8 protein-coding genes are annotated in these 23,378 nt (G+C 73.1%); 5 read left to right on the top strand and 3 right to left on the bottom strand.

Features of this window, described 5'->3' with window-relative positions:
• Window positions 1-10 precede the first annotated feature (10 nt).
• Window positions 11-14,674, bottom strand: a complete 14,664-nt coding sequence (locus ACFO60_RS04980; protein ID WP_380837504.1) for a hemopexin repeat-containing protein — start codon at window positions 14,672-14,674, stop codon at window positions 11-13.
• Window positions 14,675-14,963: 289 nt separating this feature from the next.
• On the opposite strand from ACFO60_RS04980, the gene ACFO60_RS04975 reads away from it, so the two are divergent.
• Window positions 14,964-16,133: a BMP family lipoprotein gene (locus ACFO60_RS04975; RefSeq protein WP_380837502.1), complete on the top strand. Its 1,170-nt coding sequence runs from the start codon at window positions 14,964-14,966 to the stop codon at window positions 16,131-16,133.
• Between the two features lie 198 nt (window positions 16,134-16,331).
• On the opposite strand, the gene ACFO60_RS04970 is transcribed toward ACFO60_RS04975, so the two are convergent.
• Window positions 16,332-17,510 carry a macrolide family glycosyltransferase gene (locus ACFO60_RS04970; RefSeq protein ID WP_380837500.1) on the bottom strand — a complete coding sequence of 393 codons (1,179 nt, stop codon included), beginning with the start codon at window positions 17,508-17,510 and terminating at the stop codon, window positions 16,332-16,334.
• Window positions 17,511-17,865: 355 nt separating this feature from the next.
• Complete coding sequence (locus ACFO60_RS04965; RefSeq protein WP_380837498.1) at window positions 17,866-19,041, bottom strand: FAD-dependent monooxygenase; 1,176 nt, start codon at window positions 19,039-19,041, stop codon at window positions 17,866-17,868.
• 418 nt (window positions 19,042-19,459) lie between these two features.
• Here ACFO60_RS04965 and ACFO60_RS04960 point away from each other — a divergent pair, with 418 nt between their 5' ends.
• Genes ACFO60_RS04960 through ACFO60_RS04945 form a run of 4 tightly spaced genes read left to right on the top strand, consistent with a single transcriptional unit; the run spans window position 19,460 to window position 23,227 of the window.
• On the top strand, window positions 19,460-21,838 hold the full coding sequence (locus ACFO60_RS04960) for a sensor histidine kinase (protein WP_380837495.1): 2,379 nt from the start codon (window positions 19,460-19,462) through the stop codon (window positions 21,836-21,838).
• Window positions 21,839-21,868: 30 nt separating this feature from the next.
• Window positions 21,869-22,294: a roadblock/LC7 domain-containing protein gene (locus tag ACFO60_RS04955; protein WP_380837492.1), complete on the top strand. Its 426-nt coding sequence runs from the start codon at window positions 21,869-21,871 to the stop codon at window positions 22,292-22,294.
• On the top strand, window positions 22,291-22,641 hold the full coding sequence (locus ACFO60_RS04950) for a DUF742 domain-containing protein (RefSeq protein WP_380837489.1): 351 nt from the start codon (window positions 22,291-22,293) through the stop codon (window positions 22,639-22,641). Before ACFO60_RS04955 ends, ACFO60_RS04950 begins: the two co-directional genes overlap by 4 nt.
• Window positions 22,622-23,227, top strand: a complete 606-nt coding sequence (locus ACFO60_RS04945; RefSeq protein ID WP_380837487.1) for a GTP-binding protein — start codon at window positions 22,622-22,624, stop codon at window positions 23,225-23,227. Before ACFO60_RS04950 ends, ACFO60_RS04945 begins: the two co-directional genes overlap by 20 nt.
• Window positions 23,228-23,378: the final 151 nt, after the last annotated feature.

Raw genomic sequence — 23,378 nt, 5'->3', positions numbered from 1 at the left:
TCCGGGACGGCTACCGCGTTCCGGCCTTGTAGGTCAGCACCAGTCCGATGTTCCGCAGCGCGTTCCTGTCGCCTTCCACGGTGAGCGTCCAGGCGGGACCGCCGGGGACGGCGACCCGCAGGCCCGGCGTCGGCACGTACGCGCCGCCGGGCAGCGCGAACGCGCGGCCGGCGTCGAGCGTCAGGCGCACGGTCGCGTCGCCGGCGACGTCGGGCACCGCCTGGACGCCGGTGACGCGCGGGTCGGCCAGGCCGGGCAGCAGCTCGGCCGTGACCGGCAGCGCCAGCGACGGCCCGTCGCCGGTCGTGAACTCCTCCCACCGGCCGGGGAAGTCCCGGGCGACGTCGAGGAACCGCGCGGCCGGGTAGGGCCGCAGCATGCCCTTGACCGCGTTGGCGAAGACCGCGCCGCCGTTCCTGGCGGTGTACCTGACGGTGATCACGACGTCCCGCAGGGCGGCCGGACGGGCGCCCGACAGCGCGAGGCGCCAGGTGGACACCGCGCCGGTGCCCTCGAACGGCAGGTAGCGGTCGTCGTCGAAGCGCAGCTCGAACAGGCCGTCGCCGTCCGCGCCGTCCTCGACGTGGGAGACGGCGATCTGCCGGCCGGCGCGCCAGTCGGCGCGCACCGTGGCCGGGGCCGCGCCCTTGGGGTCGAGCAGGTGCTTGACGGCCTTGGCGTCGGCGTCCAGCACGGTCTTGTGGCCGAGCTGGGTCAGCGTGGCGTTGAGGTCGGGGCGGCCGCCGCCGTCGTCCTCGAACGACAGCCCCACCGTCCTGATCTGGCGGCGGTAGTGCCCGGGGAAGTCGCGGTCGAACAGCGCCTCGGTGAGCGCGAACTCGCACGTGCCGGTGCTCGCCAGGCGCAGCATCGCGAGCGGGTCCAGAGCGAGCAGCGACACCCGCTTGACGATCTCCAGGTCGCGGGTGTCGGCCTCAAGGTAGGCGTTGGCGAGCACGTCGAGGTCCATGCCGAGGCTCTCGCCCGCCGTCAGCCCGGCGCGGCGGCTGTCCCAGTACAGCGGGCGGATGTAGGCGGGCCCGTCGGGGACGCCCCGCTCGAACCGGAAGGCCCGCTCGGCGGCCCTCGCCATCTCGTACGCCATCCCGTACGCCTGGAAGTACATGCCCGACAGGCGGCCGGCCATCCACTGGTAGAGGTCGGCACCGGAGAACTTGTCCTTCAGGAAATCGGCGACCGCCCGCTGGTGCGCGATCTCCTGGGTCTGGGCGTCCAGGTCGCGTCGCGCGGCGGTCAGCGCGTACCGCGCGCTCGCCACCTGGTGGTCCGCCTGCGCGAGGTCGCCCCGGGCGACGTCGATCTGGAAGCGCCAGTCCTGCTCGGAGCGCTCGTACTCCGAGCGCACGCCGAGCAGCTCGCCCAGCACGCTGAACGACTCGCCGAACTGCTCGGGGACCTCCGCCGCCTTGTCCAGCGCCTTGCCTACCTGCTTGCCGCCGTACTCGGTGCCGAAGATGAACGGGCCGAACAGCACCTGCGGGACGCCGTGCGCGATGGAGGCGCCCAGCTTGAGCCCGCCCGCGGCCAGGTGGGTCGTGGCGGCGACCGCCATGATGGACAGCTGCGCCTGCTGGATCGGGGACATGCCGTCGTCGACGAGCCGCTGGTAGTGCGAGAGCCGCGTGCCGACCGTGTCCCGGCCGGCCTCCGCCTCGCGCAGGTTCGCCTCGGCGGCCTGCACCTGCGCCTCCTTGAGCACGCGGGTCATGGTGAGGATCACGGCCTCCTGCCGGGCCTGCAGCAGGCCGAGCTCCTCGGAGTCGCGCCGCTCCAGGACGCCGAGCAGGGCGTCGCCGAAGGAGCGCACCCTGTCCACCAGTTCCTGGGCCCTGCGCAGCAGCACCGCGAACCGGTGCTCGGGCACCGGGACGGGCGGCGCGGCGGCGGCCTCGCCGGGCGCGGCGCCGCCGGCGACGGCGCTCACCAGGGCGGCCGGGTCGATCGGCGGGTCGAACAGCGGCACCGGCCGGCTGACCCCCATGATGTCCAGCGACTCTCTGATCTTGCGAAGCCGGTCCTCGACCCGCGTCCAGTACTCGGCGAACACGGCGTTGCCGGGGATGGTGAAGTAGGGGTCGGCCACCCCGGCGTGCACCGCACCGGGTCCGGTGAGCATCTCGCCGCCGCCGGTCAGCTCCGGCAGGCGCTCCTCCCGCTCCAGGTCGGCGTAGCTGCGCGCCGTCCCCGTCCCCACGGCCGGGCGCAGGCGGCCGGGACGGTCTCCGAGCAGGTCGTGGGCGAAGATGTAGAGCATCCGCGCCTCGTCCACGCTCTCGGCCGTGTACTGGCGGAACAGCATGTCGCCCCAGTCGAGCAGGTTGTCGACGTAGGCCATGACGACCGCGCGGCGGTAAGCGGCCGGGCGCAGCGCGGCGATGGCGTGCGGGTCGAACGGGTCCTCGCGGTAGGCCGAAAGCAGCCGTCCGTTGTCGCCCACCAGGTCGTACTGCCGCCGCAACCCGCCCACCATCGCGACGCGCTCGCGCAGCTCGGCCAGCACCGCCCGCGCCCGGGGCGTCTCGGCGCCGGTGACGGCGGAAAGGGCGTCGCCGAAGTCCCGGGTGGCCAGGTCCCTGAGGTGGTCGACGTCCGTGTCCTCCAGCGCGCGCGCCTGGAACGCCGCCGCGAGCGACCTCAGCCGGTCCAGTTCCGGGCCGAGCTCCGCCTCGGCCCTGGACACCTCGGCGCCGAGCCTCCGCAGCTCCGCCAGGTCGCCCGCGCAGCCGTCCGCGAGCGCCCGCACGTCGATCGCGAGGAACGGCAGGAACCGCCAGTAGGCGGACGGGCCGGTCGGGTCGAAGATGTACTCGTACCAGCGGCGCGCGTCCTCGAACCGCTGGGCGCCGTTGAGCGCCTGCGCGATGAGCAGCGGCGCGTGGAAGAAGATCTCCCAGTAGTAGACGCTGTTGGCGCTCTGGAAGTCCAGGTAGGAGCTGGTGGGCAGCCGCTCGGGGGTGACCTTGTCCTCGCGCACCCGCACGGTCGTGGGTCCGGTCGCCCCGGTGCCGAAGGCGGGCAGCTCGTCGGTCTCCTGCGTCTCGGGGGCGAGCAGGGCCGCCACCCCGCCGGCCAGCAGCCGCCGGTTCAGTACGAACGCGGTGCTCGTGGTCAGGCGCACGATCTCCTGGGGGAGCGTGGCGAACTCGTACGGGACGGCCACCTCGGCGTCCTTGGCGTAGCGCACGTAACGGTCGCCCATGAACAGGAACAGCTCGGCCGGGGTGTCCAGCGCTCCGGTGAGGCCGGTCTCGACGTCCTCGGGCAGCTCTCCCCAGTTCCCGGCGATCGGCGCGTACGCGGTGACCGCGTCCAGCTCCCGCCCGGGTTCCCAGACGGCGTAGGAGTCGCCGCTGAAGACGTACCGGTGGCCGGACCGGCGGAACACCGCGTTCACCGGCCGTTCCATCGCGCGCGGGTAGCCCGGGTCCGTGACGCCGGACGGCCTGCCGTCCGGCCCGAGGGTGTAGCGGGCGAACTCCGTGCCGCTCGTCACGTACAGCACACCGTTCTCGACGTAGGCCGCGTCGACGGTGCGCCAGCGGCTGCCGAGGTCGCGGGTCTCGTACGTGCCGGCCTCGCCCCCGGCGCGCAGCTCGTAGGTCTGCGCGGTGTTGTCGAAGAAGCAGGCGAAGCCGGGGACGACCAGGGCCGCGCCGACGGGGCCCCAGGTGGGCAGGCCGTCGGGATTGCCGGCGAGCGTCTTGGGATAGCCCTCGTCGAGCCGCTGCCGGCCGTCGTCCCCGGCGAGCGTGTACCGCAGGTAGCGGTCGTGGAAGATCATGTAGGTGCGGCCGTCGCGGACGAACGCGGCGTCCAGCCGGTCGATGGCGAAGGCCATGTCGTCGGCGCCGTCGGTGAGGTCGCGCGGCGGGGTCCAGCGTTCGCCCATCGGCCGGACGGTCTCCAGCGAACCGGACATGGCGTACCCGCCGCGCTCCTTGGAGAAGAAGTACTCCGTGCCGTCCGGGGCGGTGAACGCTGCGTCCACCGTGGACCATTTCGGCAGGTTGTCGATGTTGTCGCGCATCCGCTGCGGGAAGCCCGGGTCGGGCGGCCCGATGGGAACGTCCCCCGTGCAGCGGACGTACTCGTCGCCGGAGAACAGATAGACGTGCCGGGCGCGCACCAGCACCGCGTCCACGACGCCGGTCGTGGTGAGGTTCTCCGGCGGCCTGCCCCAGTCGCCGGCGATGGACAGGTCGGTGTTCGACCGGGTCCGGCCGGAGGCGATCTTGGTGTACCGGCCGCTCCGGTTGTCGAAGAAGTACCGGGTGCCGTCGGCCAGCTCGAACGCGGCGTCGATCCGGTCCCACACGGGCAGCTTGTCCTTGTTGCCGCGCAGCTTGACCAGGCGCGTCTCCTCGTCGGGGGCCGGGATGACCGGCCTGATGAGGAAGCTGCCGCCCTTGTGGTCGACGCTCAGCCAGTGCCGGTCGGGAGAGGAGACCGGCCGGTTGAACCGCACGATGGCCGCGGCCCCGATCGCGGCGGCCTCCTCGGGCGAAAGGACGTCGGCGACCTCGCCGGGCCTGCCCGTCTGCGGCGTCAGCCCGGTCACAGGGACGGCGTACAGCTCGGGAGTCAGCGCGAAGGAGACGGTGCCCGGCGCGACGGGCAGGGCGCAGGAGACGAGGATGGCGTCGTGCTCGGCGCCGGACTCCTGGCCGGGCAGCGGCCCCGACCACACCGACAGGGGGACGTCGGGCGGCGCGCCGCTCCACAGGATGTCCGCGGACCCGACGACCTGTGCCGGGACCCACTCCTCGTTCAGGTTGTAGAAGGAGAAGAAGATCTTCACGCGTTGCGGCGCGTCGGGCGCGTGGACCTTCTGCTCATCGCCCACCCGCGTGGCCGTGATCGCCGTCTTGGCGGTGTTCTGCGGGACGACCGCCTCCACGCCCGTCCAGAAGACGAACACCCGGTCGAAGGCGTAGATCGGATAGACCTTCTCGGCGTCGACGCGCAGGTCGAGCTTGAGCCACGGCCCCCAGGTGGTGGAGAGCCGGACGCCCTCGCGGAACTCGGCGCGCCGGTAGTAGAACCGCCGGGGGGAGGTCCTGGTGCGGCCGAACAGCACCAGGCCGCGCGTGCCCCGCCCCGCGCCCTCGGGGGCGTAGACGTAGCCGCCCGCGATCGCCAGCCGCGACACCTCGGTGTACTCGTCCAGGTAGCGCTTGTAGGCGTGCTGCACGGCCTCGGCGGTGATCTCGCCCTGGAGCAGGTCCTTCTCCAGCTGCTGGAAGGCCGGGGTCTTGGTGTCGCGCAGCTCGGGGCGCAGGTAGTTCTCCGGGTACAGGAAGACCTTCCTGTTGGCCTCCCAGGTGCGGTAGTTGCGCATCCAGCCCCACAGAGCCCGCAGCCGCGCGCGGACCTGGTCTTCGTCCAGACCGGGGTACACGGTGACCTGCTCGAGGTCCAGCAGGTAGCGGTGCAGGTAGAGCTGGACGGCGGCGATGGCCTCCTTGACCCGCGAGGTCGTGCCGCGGGCGCCCATGTCCACGTCGATCAGCAGGTGCTCGAACAGGTCGCGCGAGGTCCGCAGCCAGGGACGGGCGGCGAGCACCGCGGAGACCAGCGCGTCCCGCTTCCGCAGGTTCAGCTCGTCGTGCACCTGCCGGGACAGCACGGCCCACTCCTCCGGTCCGTGCGCCCGCGCGAGCAGACCGTGCAGGACGGACGCGGCGCGTTCCACGTCCGCGTCCCGCTCGGCGGCGGAGGCGTGCTCGCCGTGCACCCGCGACCAGACGCCGGCGTACACCGCCGACGGGCCGGCGCCCAGCCGGTCGGCCAGCCGGAACAGCTCGGCGAGCTGGAGGACGAACTCGATCTCCAGGCGGTCGCCGGGGCGCGGGGCGTCCGGCAGCAGGTCGCGGTGCCGCGTGGCCCACCTCAGCTCCTCCACGTCCCAGCCGAACAGCCCGGCCAGGCCGCGGTAGGGGTCCTCGACGGGGACGGGTCCCGCGCCGAGCCGGGCCGCCGGCCCGCCGTCTCCGGCGGGGTGCTCGCGGGCGAGCGCGGCGAAGCGGGCGATCGTGGCGACGTCGTCCAGCCGGTAGTCGGCCGCGGCGGACCAGCGCCGCGCGAACGCCTGCGGGTAGGTGCGGTCCACGGCGACATACCGGCCCGCGCCGTGCGCGCTCCCCCGGCCCGCGCCGTTCGGGCTTCCCTCGCCCGCTCCGTCGGCGCCGTGCGCGCTCGCCTGGCCTGACGCGCCGGAGTAGCGCACGTACTGGTCGCCCTTGGCGAGGTAGGTCCGGCCCTCGAAGACGAACGCCCCGTCGACGCCCGCCTCGAAGGACGCCGGCAGGTCGCCCCAGGCGTTCCTGATGGCGCGCGGGTGGCCCTGCTCGACCCTCGTGAGATCGCCGGGCGCATAGCGGACGTACTGGTCGCCGCGGAAGGCGTACAGCTCGCCGGCCGGGGTGGCGAACGCCGCGTCGATCCCGGGCGGGCCCTCGGTGAACGCGTTGCGCACCCTCCCCCACACCCCGGCGACCGGCCGCACGACCGGCCCCCGCCCGCCGCCGCCCGCGACGTCCGGGACGGCGGTCGTGCCGGCCGGGACGCCCGGGGCCGCGGACGCGGTATCCGGGACTCCCGAGGCGGCGTCCGGGACTCCGGGGGCGCCGGTCGCCGCGGCGGTGGCGGCGACGTCGGGGGCGGCCGGGTCGTCGGCTCGGAGGTAGTTCCTGCCCTTGAACAGGTAGACGTGCCCGTCGGCGCCGGTGAACGCCGCGTCGATGCCGTCGTGGAACTCCTCGGGCAGCGCCGCGACCCCGAGCTCGGCCGGGAGCGCGGCGGCGATCGACCGCGGGTACCCCTCGTCGGCGTAGGCGAGGTCGGCGCCCGAGTAGCGCACGTACTGGTCGTCGGAGAACAGGAAGGCGCGCCCGCCGGCGACCAGCGCCGCGTCCACCCGGCCGCGCTCGGCCAGCGCGTTGCGCACCCGGCCGGCGAACCCGAGGTCGTAGGTGGCGGCCGCGGCGCGCGACACCACGTGGCACTCTCCGCCGACGAACAGGTACACGGTGCGCTGGTTGGCGACCACCGCCTCGACCAGCCGGTCATGGCCCGCGGCGACGCGGTCGGCCAGCACGTCGTCGAACGACTCGGGCAGGTTGGCGAACGCCTCCTCCTTGCGCAGCTCGCCGATGATCGGCTTGGGGTAACCGGGATCGGCGTAGCGGTACTCGGCGCCGGTGTAGCGCACGTACCGGTCGCCGGAGAACAGGAACGTCGTCGACCCCCGGTACACGAACGCGGCGTCGACGCGCACCGCCCCGCGCTCCTGGCCGGCCCCGTCCGGACCGTCCGAGGAGCCGGAGGCGGCCGGGGAGCCGAAGGCCGTCACGGTCGCGCCATCCGGAGTGCCGGAGGCCGGGGTGCCGGCCGGGGTGCCGGAGGCCGGTGCGCCGTCCGTGGAGCCGCGCGCGCCGGCGGGGCCGAACAGGCCGCGCGCACCGCCCCATCGCTCCCTGGTCGGCGCGAGGGGCGAGAAGACACCATCCCGGTAACCGGTGAAGCGGCCGGTGAAGAAGAAGTACGTGACGCCGTCCCTGGCGGTGAAGGCCGTCCGCATCACCTCGCCCGGCCGCAGGTCGCGGCCGTAGCCCCGCCAGATCCGCTCGATCGGACGGGGGTAGGACCACACGCCCGCGGCCTGGTCGTACTGCAGGCATTCCTCCCCGTGCAACAGGAGCATGGTGCCGCCCTCGAACAGCACCGCGGCCGGGAGGGTGAACCCCTCGGCCCGATAGGCGTCCGGTATGTCCCAGAAGCTGGCGTCGGTGGTGCGCGGGAAACCGGCGTCCGGGCGCCGGTAGTCCTCACCGGAGTAGACGACGTAGCGCGTCCGCCCGTCAGGGCCCGGCTTCTCGAACAGGTAGGTCCTGCCGTCGCGCACGTAGGCCAGCGCCACGCTCGACAGTCCCGCCCAGTGCTCGCGCACCGGACGCGGGCCGCCGGCCTCCTCCGGCGCGCCGCCGGACGTGCCGCCACCGAACGTGCCGGTAGGAGACGTGCCGGAGGTGGAGGTGCCGGAGGCGGGAGTGCCGGAGGCGGGGGTGTAGGTGACGAACTGGTCGCCGCTGAACAGGTAGGTGTTCCCGTCCCGGCCGGCGAACGCGGCGTCGACGATGCCGCGCTCGTGGATGTTGTCGCGCGGCCACCCCCACTCCTCGGCGAGGGGGTAGTCGCGTCCGAGCCGCACGTTGTGGCAGAACGCCCCCTTGAACAGGTACGTGGTGCCGTCGGCGCCGCGCAGCACGGCGGAAAGGCCCGAGCGGTACTCGGGCGGGACGGCGCGCAGCGTCCTCGGCCGCACGGGCGCCGAGGTCGCGACGACCCCCTCCAGCGCGCCGAGGTGGCGCCAGCCGTCCGGCCCCTGCGCCACCACCCGGCCGTCCTCGATGAACGCGCAGGTGACCCCGGCCAGGTCCAGATGGGTGTAGCGCCGGTAGAGGTCATCGGAGACGACGTGGCACCTGTCGCCCTTGAACAGGTACACGTTGCGCCGGTCGGCGAACGCCGCGTCGACGCCGCCCTCCAGCGGCACGTGCAGGTTGCGCAGCCTCGGCTCCTGCGAGAGCGCGGCGACCGGGCGCGGGTACCCGTCCTGCACCGCCGAGTAGTCGTGACCCTCGTAGCGGACGTACTGGTCGCCGGAGAACAGGTACGTGTGGGTGCGCACGACCTCCGCGCCGTCCACGGTCTCGGTCGTGTCCGCGACGAGCGTCGCGTCGACCCGGCCCGTGCGCGCGACCGCGTTGACGACGTTGCCCCAGAACGGCGTGACGGACGCCGGATAGCGGTCGTCCACCCGGGTGTAGTCGGCCGTGGAGTACCTGACGTAGCGGCGGCCGGAGAAGACGTAGGTCTTGCCGTCCTTGCCGACGAACGCGGCGTCCACCCGCTCGAACGGGATGCTGTCCCAGTCGTCGCGCAGCGTGCGCACCTCCGACCACCAGCGCCGTCTGCTGTCGAACGCCACGAACCGGTCGCCGGAGAACAGGTACGTCAGCTCGTCGCGGCCGGTGAAGACGGCGTCGACCCTGGTGAAGGCCGGGTCCTGCGCAAGGGCGGCGGGCAGGTTCCACCAGTCGTCCGACAGCGGGCGGGGGTGGCCGGGATCGGGCGTCGCGTAGTCCCTGGTCGAGTAGCGGACGTAGAACGTGGCCTCGCTCCCGGGGGCGCCGTGCACGACCAGCCGGTCGCCCTCCCCGCGGACCTCGACGTCGATGCCCTGCTCGGTGGTGAGCCTCCAGGCCCGGAGAGGCGCCGCCGGAACGGCGCGGGCGTCGTCCGCGACGGGCAGCCCATGCTCGGCCAGGCTGCGGCGTAGCGCGCGCGGGACGCGGCCCGTTTCCAGCTCGCCCTCGGCCGCGGCGGCGTCCCCGGGGTCGAGCGGGACGTCGAACAGCCGCCCGGGCAGGCCGAACAGGTAGGTCTTGCGGTCCAGGACGAACGAGGCGTCCACCCTGCGCAGGCCGCCCCAGTCGGGCTCGACGCGACGCGGGTAGCCCTGGTCCACGACCGAGTAGTCGGCGGTCGAGTACCTCAGGTACCGCTCGCCGCTGAACAGGTAGGTCCTGCCGTCCATCCCGACGAACGCGGACTCCACGGCGCCGCTGGGCAGCACGTCGGAAAGGACGCCCCAGCGCCCGGCGACGGGCACCACCTGGTCGGCGGGCCCCCAGCCGTCCTGCTCCCCACCGCCCGTCCCCGTCCCATCCGCGACGGTCCCGTCCGGGAGGGCGACGGTCCTGCCGTCCTTGAAGAGGTGGACGACGCCGTCCGCGGTCGCGAACGCCGCCTCCAGACCACCCTCGAACGCGACCGGCGCGCCGGGGAAACGCGTCTCGATGCGCCGCGGGTATCCCTCGACGGCGAGGACGCCGTCGTTCTCGACGCTGTCGGCGTACGCCGTCACCTGGTCGCCGGCGAACAGATACACAGTTCCCGAGGCGTCGGCGTACGCCGCGTCCACGCGCTCCGCGCCCGCCAGCGTGTTGCGCACCCTGCCCCAGGTGCCGGCGATCGGACGGTCGGCCGCGTCGCCGACGGTGAGGAAGCGGTCCCCGCTGAACAGGTGGACCGCGCCGTCCCGGTGCTGGAAGCCGGCGTCGACCGACCGGCGGAACGTCGCGGGCAGCGGAGTACGCCGGTCCTCGCCCTCCCACCATTCGCCGATGCTCCGCGGGTACCCCTCGTCCACGGCGGTGTAGTCCGCGCCGGAGTAGCGCACGTACTGGTCGCCACGGAACAGGTAGGCCCTGCCCTCCTCGTCCACGAAGGCGGCGTCCACGCGCTCGGGGTCGTCGAACGCGTTCGCGACCTTGCCCCACACCCGTTCCCGCTCCACCCAGCGGGTGCTGCCGGGCTCCCTGACGAACGTCCGCGAAGCGCCGTCGCTCCCGCGACCGACGATCCACTCGGCGCCGCCGGCGACGGTGAAGGCGGCGTCCACGCCGCTCAGGCCGGCGAACCTGGCCGACAGTTCGGTGAGCGGCCTCGGCCGGGGGTCGGCCAGGGCGTAGGTCCCCGGCGAGTAGACCCAGTAGGCGTCGTCCAGGAACAGCAGCACGCCGCCGTCGGCGCTCTCCAGCAGGGCGTCGAACCGACCGGCGCCGGGCGGCAGCGCCAGCGGCTCGGGGTACCCGCCCACCAGGTCCTGGTCGCGGAAGGCCACCAGCACCTCCCCGGCGTCCAGGCCGAGCTTGGCCGCGAGCCGGGCGAACCCGCGGATCCGCCGGTAGGCGCGCCGGAAGCGCGGCCCCACCGCGCCGGCCGCCCACGTCCCGTCCGAGACGGAATCGTGCGCCCCGGCCGCCCGTGTCCCGTCCGGGACGGAATCGTGCGCGCCCGCGTCGCTCGCGGCGAGCGCGGGGACCACCAGGGCCTCCATGGTCTCCGCCGCGCCGCCGGTGACACCGGCGCAGATGGCGGCGGCGGTGTCCGCGGGCACGCCGAGGGCGTCCTGCAGCAGCGAGAACACCAGCGCCCGCTGCCGGTCGGCGAGCGCGCCGAGGGTCGCGGCGATCTCGGCCATCCCCGCCGACAGCTCGATCGCCACCGAGTGAAGCAGGTAGAACAGGTCCTTGGCGTAGTCCTCCAGGCCCGCGACCGTGTAGTCGAGCGCGTTCCCCGCCTCGGCGAAGTACCCGAGCCGCCCCTCGGGGACGGCCAGCGCCCGGTTCAGGTCGCCCTTCTCGACGAGCAGGTCCACCAGCCGGGCGCGCTCGCGCTCGTCGAAGTCCAGATCCCCGAGCACCGCGAGGTCGATCCGGTACGGCCGCTGCTCCGCGAGGATCTCCGAGACGCGGCCGGACACCATGGCCGTCTCCGCGTCGGTGAACCACCCTCCGAGCAGCGGAGCGCCCGACGTGGCCGCCAGCGCCCCCATCAGCGCGTCCACCCGCATGAGGCCGTCGTCGGTGAAGGCGCCCTCGAGGTCGGCCAGGACGCGGCCGGCGACCGCCGCGTCGGCGATGTCGCCGAAGTCCTCGGCGACGAACGTGCACAGCGTCGCCCTGAACTCCTCGATCTGGCCGCGCATGGCCGAAAGGACGGCGCCGCGGTGGGGGTGGAACTCGGGGGGCAGCGCCAGGTCGTCGGCGCCCGCGGCGAGGAGGGCCGCCTTGTCGCCGTAGGAGCCGTCCCGGTCGAGGTAGCCGTTGAAGCGCAGCGCCTCCACCAGGGAGCCGACCTGCATCGCCGTCAGCGGGAGCGCCGCGAAGACGGCGGGGTCGAGGACGAGCCGCCCGGCACGGAACCGCTGGACACGCTCGCGGAGCCTTTCGAGCACGGCGGGGGCGACGTCCCCGAGGTCGGCGTTGACGACGAGCAGTTCGATGTCGGCGTCCCGCGGGTCCTCCTGCTTGAAGAGCTCCGGCCAGAGGATCTCGCCTTCCGGGTCGATGTGGCCGTTGAAGACGAGGTTGTCGTACAGCTCGGCCTGCTCGTCGGGGCTCAGTCCCAGCGAGACCAGATCCGACGGATACAGCCCGGCGGTCTCCCCCGCCTCCCCCAGCGGACCGTTCCCGACCTCCGCGACCTCCGCAAGCTCCGCGACCTCCGCGCTCTCCAGGGCGGAGTCGCCGGTTACCCCTTCCTCCGTTTCCACGCCCGCGCCCATGTCCCGGTCCGCGCCCGCGCCCGTGTCCCGGTCCATGTCCGCGTTGACGTCCGCGTCGATGTCCGCACCCATCTCCGCGCCCACGCCCACGTCCGGGTCCGGGTCCGGGTCCGTGCCGGGCGCCGGGGCCCCGCACAGGCGGGCGATGACCTCGAAGAGCGCCCGGCGGTGCGGGGTGAAGTCGCGCGCCAGGCGCAGCTCCTCCCCCTCGCCGGGAAGCCTGTCCTGCTCCAGCTCGCCGCTCGCCCGCAGGTACCCGGCGGCGACCAGATCAGCGTAGATCTTCCCGGTCAGCCGCTCGTCGAGGCCCAGCTCCAGGAAGTCCTCCACGGTGAGCACGGCGAGGTCGCTCAGCGCGTCGTAGGCCGCCTGCTCCGCCTTGGCGCGGTCGAAACGGAGCACCCGGTCGTCGCCCGGCGAGACCACGCCGTCCTCGTACGCCGTCAGCACGTCGTGGACGACCTCGGACGCCCGTTCCCCGAACCGGTCGGAGACGAAGGCGCCGGGACCGAAGGCCACGCCCTCGAACTCCCTGCTCAGGTCGGCCGCGACCGCCGCGATCCCGTCGTCGGCGAGGTCCGCGCCGACGCCCGCCGCGCGCGTGCCGTCCCGCCCTGTGCCCGCGTCCCCGCCCAGCCCAGCGACCGCGCCCAGGCCCGCATCCCCGCCCAGGCCGACATTCCCGCCCAGGTCGGCGTTCCCGTCCACGCCGGCGTTCCCGTCCACGCCGGCGGACGGGCGATCGGGGCCCAGGGCCGCGGGACCGCCCATGATCGCGCCCAAGTCCTCGACGCCGAACCCGTCGGCTCGCATCCACTCGACGACGCCGAAGAGCGTCCGCGCCAGCCACAGGCTCGCGCCGGCGTCCTCGCCCTCAAGGATGCGGTGGCAGTCGCGCGTACCCGGATCACCGCCGACCGGCAGCCCGCGGAAAGGCGTGTACCCCTGCCCTCGCGGCGCGGGATCGGCCTCCACGGCCGCGAGCACGCCGAAGAACTCGCCCGTGGAAAGGCCGAGCGCCGCGCTGAGCACGGTGACGCGGTGCAGCAGCGACAGGGCCGCCAGACCGATCTCCTCACGGTCGAACGGCCCGGGCTCCAGCGGTGTGCCCGCGTATGCGCGGCGGTAGCGCGTGACGATCTCCACGAGGTCGCTCTCGCCGACGGACAGCGAACGCGCCAGGCGGCGGCGGTACGCGGCGTTGCGCGGCGCGAGGATGTCCCCCGCGCACCGCAGCGCCTCCATCGCCGGCGGCGGTTCCGGCCAGGGCCAGATCAGGCCGTCCCCGTCCCCCCGGCCGCCCGGCGCCGCCACGACGTCGTTGAACGTGCGGGTGAACAGGTCGTGGGGGTCGGCGCCGTCGCGGATGCCCGTCGTGTCCATCGGGGCGGCGAGAGCGCAGACCACGTCCACGGGCAGGTCGTGCGTCCGGTGCGTGTACACCGCCGCGGCGATCACGCGCAGCGCGGGCCGGTCGAGGAGGTTGCCGCAACAGCTCCTCAGTATCAGGTCCAGGTCGGCCATCGGCAGGCCGGTCTTGCGCGCCAGACGCACGAACCGGCGCACCCTCTCGAACCACTCCACGGGCACGGACGGCGTGCCGTCGCCCCGCACGAGCCGCCGTCCCTCCGGGTCCACGCTCACGGGGGCGCCGCCCTGGTGGACGAAGAAGGCCGAGGCCTCGGCGTGCGGCGGGCGCGCGAGCGGGACGAGGTTCTGGAACAGCAGGTCGCGCAGCTCCGCGGCGGTCAGCATGGTCGCCCGGCGGAACCGGTCGACGTCCTGGAGCGCGGCGAGCGGCTCCTCCCGGCCGAGGCCGTAGGACTCCTTGACGGCGTCCTCGCCGGTGAGCGGGGTCGTCACGATCGCGGCGTCCTCGGGGGTCAGGCCCAGGTACGCGAGGGCGACCGCGTCGGCGCTCACCCGTGCCGCGAACGCGCGGTAGAACTCCTCGGGGGCGATCTCGAACCGGCGCAGGTACGCCCTGAACCGCTCGTCCTGCAGCGAGAAGGGCTTGTCGAACGGGAACCGCAGCTCGCGCAGCCGCGCGTACGCCTCCGCATCCGGCTCCACGTCCGTACCCTGCTCCGCGACCGCACCCGGCCCCGGCTCCGCGACCGCACCCGGCCCCGGCTCCCGCCCCGGGTCCGCGACCGTACCCGGGTCCGCGACCGTACCCGGGTCCGTGGCCGTACCCGGCTCGGGGTCCATGGCCGCGTCCGGGCCAGAGCCGGCGGTCCTGCCCGGTTCAGCGTCCGCCGTGACGAGTCTCGCGAGCACCTCGTTGACGATGTCCAGGTAAGGGACCTCGGTGTAGGTGCCCGCCTGGTCGAGGATGACCCTTTTGAGCCCCGGCCGCCGTTCGAGCAGCGACGGCTCCTCGAAGTTGTCCTCCACGAGTTGGAGCAGATCGGCCAGATAGGCCGCCGGCGAGCAGACCGAGCCTGACTCGTCTTCCTCCTGGAAGTCCAGGTCCCCGAAGAGCCGGTCGAAGCTCGGTAAGGAGCCTTCTTCGCGCAAGAGATCCTCCAGCTCGGATCCGATGGGGCGAGACCGCGTGCCGCCGGCCTGACACGTCGAACCGTCAGTCAGTCCGTACGGATGGCGCGCGAGATCGCATGGTGCGGCGAACGAGGGACGCGGTCCCCGGCTCCGCGTCGCCCGGTCATACTCGCACCCAAACCCCTTGGAACGAAACATATTGGGACTAAACAAACCCGCTGCCACCAACCGACCGGCACGAGTAATCATTGATCGCTATTTTTGACATGACATGTCGTAATCGGAGGACAGACGGGGAGATACCACGTTGCAGCCGCGCCGCGCGCGCCATGCCTTTCCTTTATGCACCGCGATCTGCCTCACCCTCGCCGTACCCCTGTACGGCGCCCCGCCCGCCACGGCGGGGACCGCCCGCGCCGCGGGGACCGCCCGGCACGCCACGGACGCGAGCGGGGCCGCCGGGACCGAGGCCGTCACCGCCGGCGGCGTCACGGCCGGCGGCGTCACGGCCGAGCCCGTCACGACGGGAACGGCGAACGCCACGGCACGTGGGAGGAGGGTCGGCATCGCCTACCAAGCAGGCGGGGCGACGCGCTCCGGGATGAACGACAGCGTCAGGACCGGCCTCTGGCGGGCCGGCGGGCTCCTCCCCGGCTACTCCGTGGAGGAGCCGAGCAAGAACGCCACCGACGCACAGCGGGCGAAACTGCTGCGCCGCCTCGCCAAGGGGGGCCACAACCCGGTCATCGCCGTCGGCCATTCCTACGCGCGGCCACTGGCCAAGGTCGCCGCCGAGTTTCCGCGGACAAAGTTCGCAATAGTGGACGATGCCACCGTCAAAGCCCCGAACGTCAGTAATCTTCTCTTCGCCGAGAACGAGGCCGGTTTCCTGGCCGGAGTCGCCGCCGCGCTCAAATCGCGTGCTCGTCACGTCGGTTTCGTCGGCGCGGTGAAGGAACCGGTGACCCAGAGATATCAGGCGGGATTCCAGGCCGGCGCCAAGGCCGTGGAGCCGGGCATCAAGGTGGACAGCGCCTTCATCACCACGGCACCCGGCTTCGGCGGCTTCGACCTCCCCAAGAAGGGCAAGGCCAAGGCCCGCGCCCTGTTCGAGAAGGGCGCCGACGTGGTCTTCCACGCGGCGGGCGGCTCGGCCCCCGGCGTCTTCGCGGCGGCCAAGGCCGCGGGCGGCCTGGTCATCGGCTGCGACGTCGACGAGCTGGTGAGCGCCGGCGACGCCGGGCACGAGGTCATCGTCACCTCGGCGCTGAAGAGGTTCGACGTCGCCGTGTACGACTTCATCGAGCGCTCCATCACCGGCGCGACCAAGCCCGGCGTCACGGTCTACGACGCGAAGGCGGGCGGCATCGACTACGCCGACACCGGCGGCAAGGTGCTCGACATCGAAGCCCGGCTCCAGGTGTGGAAGCGGGCGATCGCCACCGGGATGGTGCGCGTCCCCACCCGCCCCTCCTGAGCCGCCTCCGCCTCGGGCCGGGCGAGCGTCCCGGGGCCGGACCTCCTCGGACGGGCGAATGTGCCAGGGCCGGACCGCCTCGGACGGGCGAGCATGACGAGGCTGGACCGCCTCGGGACGGAAGCGTGCCGGGGCCGAACCAGCCTGGGACGGGCGAGCGTGACGAGGCTGGACCGCCGCCCCGCCACGCTCGTCAGGTCATCTCAGGAACGACTCCACCGCGTCGGCCGCACGGCCGACCCCGCCGTGCGCGCGCACCGTGGCCCGGATCGCGGCCAGCCGCGCGGCCACGTCGGCCGAGCCGGCCACGGACTCGACCGCGGCGCGCAGCGTGGCCGCGGTGACCTCCTCGGCCGGAAGATGCCGGCCGACGCCGAGCTCCTCCAGCCGCGCCGCGTTGCCGAACTGGTCGACGGCCTGGGGGATCGCCACGGTCGGCACGCCGAACCACAGGGACTCGGTGCACCCGCCCATCCCCGCGTGGGTGACGAAGGCCGAGGCCTCCGCCAGCACGGCGAGCTGCGGCACGCTGCGATGCACCTCGAAGCCCGCCGCCGGCATCGGCCCGAGATCGGCCGGGTCGACATGCCGGCCGACCGCGAGCACGACGTGCCAGTCCGACCCGGCGAACCCTTCGACGCACGCCCGGTAGACGTCGAGCCGGTCGTTGTACGCGGTGCCGAACGACACCAGCAGCACGCGCCGCCCGTCGCCCGGCGGCGTCCAGCTCGTGTCGGCCGGCCTCACCGGGTCGAGGCAGGGCCCCACGAACCGCACGCGCGCCGGCACCCGGTCGGCTTCCGGCTGCATCGCCCGCGGGATCAGCGAGAGAACGTGCTCGGGATGCGCGATCCACTCCCACGCGTCCCGCTCGATGCCGTTCTCCCGCAGCCACGCGTTGTACGCCGCGTGATAGCTCTTCCCCGACTCGGAGTCGCGGATGGGCCGCAGGGCCTCGGCCATGTCCTCCTCGTAACCGTCCCACGCGACCAGCGTGGGTGAGAGCTGCACGGCCGGGACGCCGTACCGCTCCCCGAGCACGGGAGCGGCCAACCCGCCGATGTCGTAGAGCAGCAGGTCGGGCCGGTCGTCGTCGTGGCGTCGGGCGAGCCGCGGCAGCACCGCGACCGCCTCGTCCAAGAAGATCCGCATCGCGGAGGCCGGGTCGTCCGGCCAGGTGGCCTCTCCGAGAGGGAGCAAGGACGGATGGGCGACGATCTCGGCGCCCGTGGGCGCGACCAGCTCGGCCAGGCCGTCCCCGACCACGTAGCCCACCCGGTGACCGCGGGACACGAGTTCCCTGATCAGTCCCAGCGAGGGATAGATGTGGCTGGGCGCTGTGCACCCGACCATGAGGATGTGGCGGTTCGTACGCATGATGATGTCCTGTCGGATTCCGGAATGTCGTGAGACGTGGTCCGACGGCGCGACAGGAGAAACGCCCCCGCGGGGGACGACTCAGAAGGGGCCTCCCGGCGGCGGGACGGCCCGGCGGTCGCGCCGGATCAGGCGCGGCGCATGCGAATCGAGTAGATCACGGCACAACCCTAGCGCCGCCCTCCGAAGCCGCCAACCGATTAACGGACGCCCACCCGCCATGCCCCCGCCCGGCCACCACGAGCCCCGCACCAACCATGACCTCGCCGGCTACCACGACCCCCCGCACCGACCATGGCCTCGCACCCCGCCACGACCCCGCGCGCCCGGGATGACTACGGCCGCGGCGGAACCGTCATCCGGCCAGCGGCTCGGCCTCCGCGTCGTGGCCGTAGAGCCAGGCGTTGTGCCGCAGCATGTCCCCGCCCCGCAGGCCCGCGTCGCGCTCGCGCTGCGCGGCCCCGTCCGGCAGGTGGTTGTACTCGGCGCGGCCCCGGCTCATCAGCTGCACCCGGGCGGCGCGCGGCCGGCGGGTCGCCTCGTAGGCGAGCAGGGCCTTCGGCGCCGTGTCCCGGTCGGCGTCGCGCAGGCAGCGGGCGAGGACGGCGGCGTCCTCGATGGCCTGGCCGGCCCCCTGGGCGAAGAACGGCAGCATCGCGTGCGCGGCGTCGCCCAGCAGGGTGACGCGGCCGCTCGTCCAGCGCTCCATCGGGCTGCGGTCGTAGAGCGCCCAGCGCTTGGTGCCGGGCGCCGCCGCGATGAGCCGCCTCACTTCGCCGTCCCATTCAGCGAACTCGCGGGCGAAGTCCGACAGGTCGCCGTCCGCCGTCCAGGACTCCAGGCGCCACTCACCGGCCGGCACGACGCCCACGACGTTGACCAGGCGCCCACTGGACACCGGGTAGTGGACGAGGTGCCGCCCGGGGCCGAGCCACAGCGCCTGCACCGGCCGCCGCGCGTGCTCGGGGGCCTTCTCGGCGGGGACCAGGGCGCGGAAGGCGCTCAGGCCGGAGAACCGGGGCGCCATCTCGGTGACGATCAGTGGCCTGATGGCCGAATGGATGCCGTCGGCTCCGATGACCACGTCGGCGCGCACCTTGGTCTCGCGCCCCGTCCGGTGCGCGAAGGTGAGTTCGACGCCGGCGTCGTCCTGGTCGAGCGCCACGCAACGGTGATCGAGGTGGACGACCTCGCCGGGCAGCGCGCTCTGGAACATCGCGAGCAGGTCCGCCCGGTGCACGGTGTGCACGTTGGCGCCGTACAGCCGCTCGCACGCCTCTCCCATCGGCTGGGAGTAGATCACCCGCCCGTCCTGCCATCGGCGGAACTCCCATGCCGCCTCAAGCCAGACCGCGCACCGCGACAACGCCTCGCCGAGGCCGAGCCGCGTGATCTGCCGCACCATGTTGGGGGCGACCATCACCCCCGCCCCCACCTCGCGCAGCGCCGGCGCCTGCTCGTACACCTGCGCGTCGACTCCGTCCCTGCGCAGGTGGAGCGCCGCCGCCAGTCCTCCGAGCCCACCGCCCACGACCGCCACCCGTAAGCCCACGCATGCCCCCAGCCACGATTCCCCGGTAGATCACCCCTGTGGAGTTGCAGGATTCATCCTGACCGGTGCGCCGGGGAGGATCCAGAGCCGCGCGGCAGGCCGGGGGCGGGAGTCGTGTCCGAAATCGGTGACCTACGGTGGCCACACCCCTACAACAGTCACTCTTCGTGCATGGTAGACAACTCTCGACAGACATCGATACACAATCTTCGCCTTCCCGTCTTGATGCACTTGTGCCCCACTAGGCATAGTTGTCCAGATCATCGGCGCAAGTGGCCGTGAAACGCCACTCGGGGAGAGGCTCCAACCCGCGTCCGCAAACGGCACGCCGCACACGAAATTGGACACGATAATGCGCACGCCCCCACCGATCCGCACGAAGCTCCTCAGGATCCTGGTGCTTCCCCTGGTATCCATGGTCGCCTTCTGGGGCGTGATCGCGTACTCCAGCATCACGGAGATCGCCGACATCTCCCGCACGCAGAGCCGCTGGCAGGCCATCGGCGCGCCGGTCCTGCAGCTCGTCTACGAGCTCCAGCGGGAACGCCAGGCCACCGCCCAAGCCCGCAGCATCAGCAGCGACCAGCGGCTCGCGGAGCAGCGGCGGCTGACCGACGACCGGATCGACCAGCTGCGCGAGGTGATCGGGTCGGTCGGCCAGCAGGCCGGGGGCGACGACACCCCCGCCGAGGTGCGCGCCCTGGTGGCGGCTCTGGACTCGATCCAGACGCTCCGCCGGTCCGCCGACGGCGGCAGGCTGTCCCCGCCCCTGCGGATCATCGAGGCGTACAACAGGCTGATCGACGACGCCAACCGGCAGCTCAACAGCGGGGACGCCCTGAGCGACGTGTCGTCGGACCGGGTGGTGCGCGGCATGACGGCCTACAGCAACACCGCCGAGTACCTCGGCAGGGAGAACGCCGTGCTCTCCAGCACGATCGTGCAGCGCCGGATGACCCCGGCCGACCGCGCCGCGTTCGTCTCCGCCATGACCGGACGCCGCCTGCTCATGTCGAACGCCGGCCGCGACGTGGGCCCCACCCTGCGCGTCCAGTACGAGAACCTCGTCGGCAGCGTCCCCTACAGGCGGCTCGTCGAGGTGGAGGACAAGCTCTTCAACTGGTCCACCAACGGGGTGCCCCCTGTCGATCCCGACGTGTGGAAGAGCGACGCCGCCCTCCTTCTGCAGACCATCAACCGCGACACGCAGAACGAGCTGTTCTGGACGGAGGAGGGCCGCCAGGCGAGCAAGGTCGCGGCGTACTGGCGCATCGGACTGATCCTCGGTCTCGGCCTGCTGGCCGTCATCGCCTCGATCCTGCTGTCCTACCGGTTCGGCCGCTCCATGATCGCCGAGCTGAGGCGGCTGCAGAAGTCGGCCGTGGAACTGGCCGAGCAGCGGCTCCCCCGGCTGGTCGAACGGCTGCGCAAGGGCGACGACGTGGACCCCGCGACCGAGGCCCCGCCCCTGGACTCCGCCGGCACCGCCGAGGTGGAGCGGGTGGTGCGGGCGTTCTCGGCCGTGCAGCTCACCGCCGTGGAGGCCGCGGTCGGCCAGGCGACGCTCCGCAAGGGCGTCGGCCAGGTGTTCCTCAACCTCGCCTGGCGCAACCAGGCGCTGCTGCACCGCCAGCTCACCCTGCTCGACACGATGGAGCGCCGCGTCGAGGAGCCGGACCTGCTCGAGGACCTCTTCCGGCTCGACCACCTGACCACCCGCATGCGGCGGCACGCCGAGAACCTGATCATCCTGTCGGACTCGGCGCCCGCCCGCCGCTGGCGCGACCCGGTGCCGATCTTCGACGTGGCGCGCAGCGCCGTGCTGGAGGTCGAGGACTACACCCGCGTCATCGTGCCGCCCATGCCGCAGGCCCCGCCGCTGCTGGGCATCGCCGTCGCCGACGTGATCCACCTGATCGCGGAGCTGGTGGAGAACGCCGCCGTCTTCTCGCCGCCGGAGACCGCCGTGTACGTGCGGGGCATGACGGCCGCCAACGGGTTCGCCCTGGAGGTCGAGGACCGCGGCCTCGGGCTGAGCCAGGCCGCGCTCGACGAGCTGAACGCCAAACTCGCCGACCCGCCGGAGTTCGACCTGGTGGACAGCGACCGGCTCGGCCTGTTCGTCGTGGCCAGGCTCGCGGCCCGGCACGGCATCAAGGTCTCGCTCCGGCGCTCCCCGTACGAGGGCACCACGGCCATCGTGCTGCTGCCCGTCGGCCTGCTCGCGACCCCCGACGCACCGGCCGCCGCCGGCACGCCGGACCACGGCACCGGCCCCATTCCCGCCGTTCCCGGCTCGTGGGAACGTTCCCACGGGTTCCCCGACCCCATGGCGGGGACCGGCCGGGTGGACCTGTTCACGCCGATCCCGCGCCAGCCCGGCGCGGCGAGCCGGCCCGTACGGGAGCTGCCCACCTCGTCGCCGAGCGGGCAGCGGGCGCTGATGGCCCCGGACACGTCGTCCTCCTCCGGCGGGCCACCGGCGTCCGCCCAGCCACTCTCCCCCGGCCGGACGTCGTCCCCCGCCCAGGCGCCGCCTGCGGGCCGGTCGCCGGGCGCCGCGCAGCCGTCCTCGGCGGTGCCGAGCACCGACGAGGACGACCTGGACGGGCTGCCGATCAGGGTGCGGCAGGCCAGCATGGCGCCCCAGCTCCGCAAGACCCGGGCCGCCGAGCAGCGCGAAGTCACCCCGCGATCCCCCGAAGAGCTTTTCTCCATCATGTCGTCCATGCAGCGGGGCTGGCAGCAGGGCCGCGGCGAGGCCGAGCAGAAGTAATGACGCGCAATCGAAAGGAGGGCCATTCCGATGCCCGATACCAGACCTGAACTGAGCTGGCTGCTCGACGATCTGACCCAGCGCGTCCCCGGCGTGCGGCACGCCATCGTGCTGTCCGCCGACGGCCTCGCCATGGGTGGCTCGCGGGGCCTGACCAGGGAGGACGCCGAGCACCTGTCCGCCATCTCCGCCGGCAGCCACAGCCTCGCCCTCGGGGCGGGACGCCACTTCGGGCTCGGCGGCGTCCGGCAGACCATCATCGAGATGGAGGACGGCTTCCTGTTCGTCACCGCGGCCGGGCAGGGCGCCCGGCTGGCCGTGCTCGCCGCGGGTGACGCCGAGCTCGGCATGGTGACCTACGAGATGGCCCTCATGGTCAAGCGCGTCGGCGAGCACCTGTCCGCGCTGCCGAGGGGAGCCGCTCCGGCGCCCGCCTGGAACGGCGTCCGGCAGTGACAGGAGACGATCCCGGGCCGCTGGTCAGGCTCTTCGGACTGACCGGCGGCCGTGCACGCCCACCCGGCGAGACCTTCAACCTGGTGGCCATCGTCACGACCGTCGGTATGCCGTTCGAGCAGGCGGACCTGACCCCGGAGTACCTCGCCATCCTGACGACGTGCCGCAACCCCACCCCGGTCGCGGACGTCGCCGCCCAGCTGAGGCTCCCGATCAACATCACCCGGGTGATCCTGGGCGACCTGCGGCGCGAGGGCCTCGTGACCATCGACCGACCCCAGCCTGCGGCGCAGGCGATCGACGAACGCATCTACAGGGAAGTGCTGCATGCGCTACGCAGCCTCTGATCGGGCCGCCGCCACCGGCGCCGCCCCGGCGATGGCCATCAAGATCCTGATCGCCGGCGGCTTCGGGGTCGGCAAGACGACCATGGTGGGCACGATCAGCGAGATCCGGCCACTGCACACCGAGGAGCTGCTCAGTGAGCGCAGCGTCGGCGTGGACGACGTCTCCGGCGTCGAGGCCAAGACCACCACGACGGTCGCGCTGGACTTCGGCCGCATCACCGTCCGGGACGGGCTGTGGCTCTACCTGTTCGGCACGCCGGGCCAGGACCGTTTCTGGTTCATGTGGGACGAACTGGCCCTCGGCGCGCTCGGCGCCGTCGTCCTCGCCGACACCCGCCGGTTAGAGGACTGCTTCCCGGCCGTCGACTACTTCGAGCAGCGCGGCCTGCCGTTCGTGGTCGCCGTCAACTGCTTCGACGGCGCCCGCCGCCACGACCCGGTCAAGGTCCGCCGCGCCCTTGGACTGGACGGCGTGGCCCCCATCCTTCTCTGCGACGTACGCAGCAGGGACTCCGTACGGGACGTCCTGACCACCCTCATCACCTACGCGGTCGGCGACAACTTCGACCACTCCGTCATCTCCTAGAAGCGCTCCGCATACCCGCCGTCCTCCCGGGAAACGGTGTCCCCGCCTCCCGGAAAGGGCGTCCCCTCCCCTCGGACGGTGTGTCCCCGCCTCCAGGAAAGGGTGTCCCCGCCGTCCCAGCCCCGGACCATGTCGCCAGTACAGGGCGTGG

The organism is Sphaerisporangium dianthi, from assembly GCF_042654065.1.
Lineage (GTDB): Bacteria > Actinomycetota > Actinomycetes > Streptosporangiales > Streptosporangiaceae > Sphaerisporangium > Sphaerisporangium dianthi.
The sequence above is the reverse complement of the archived record's forward strand: the minus strand, read 5'-3'. Positions and strand labels throughout refer to the sequence as shown.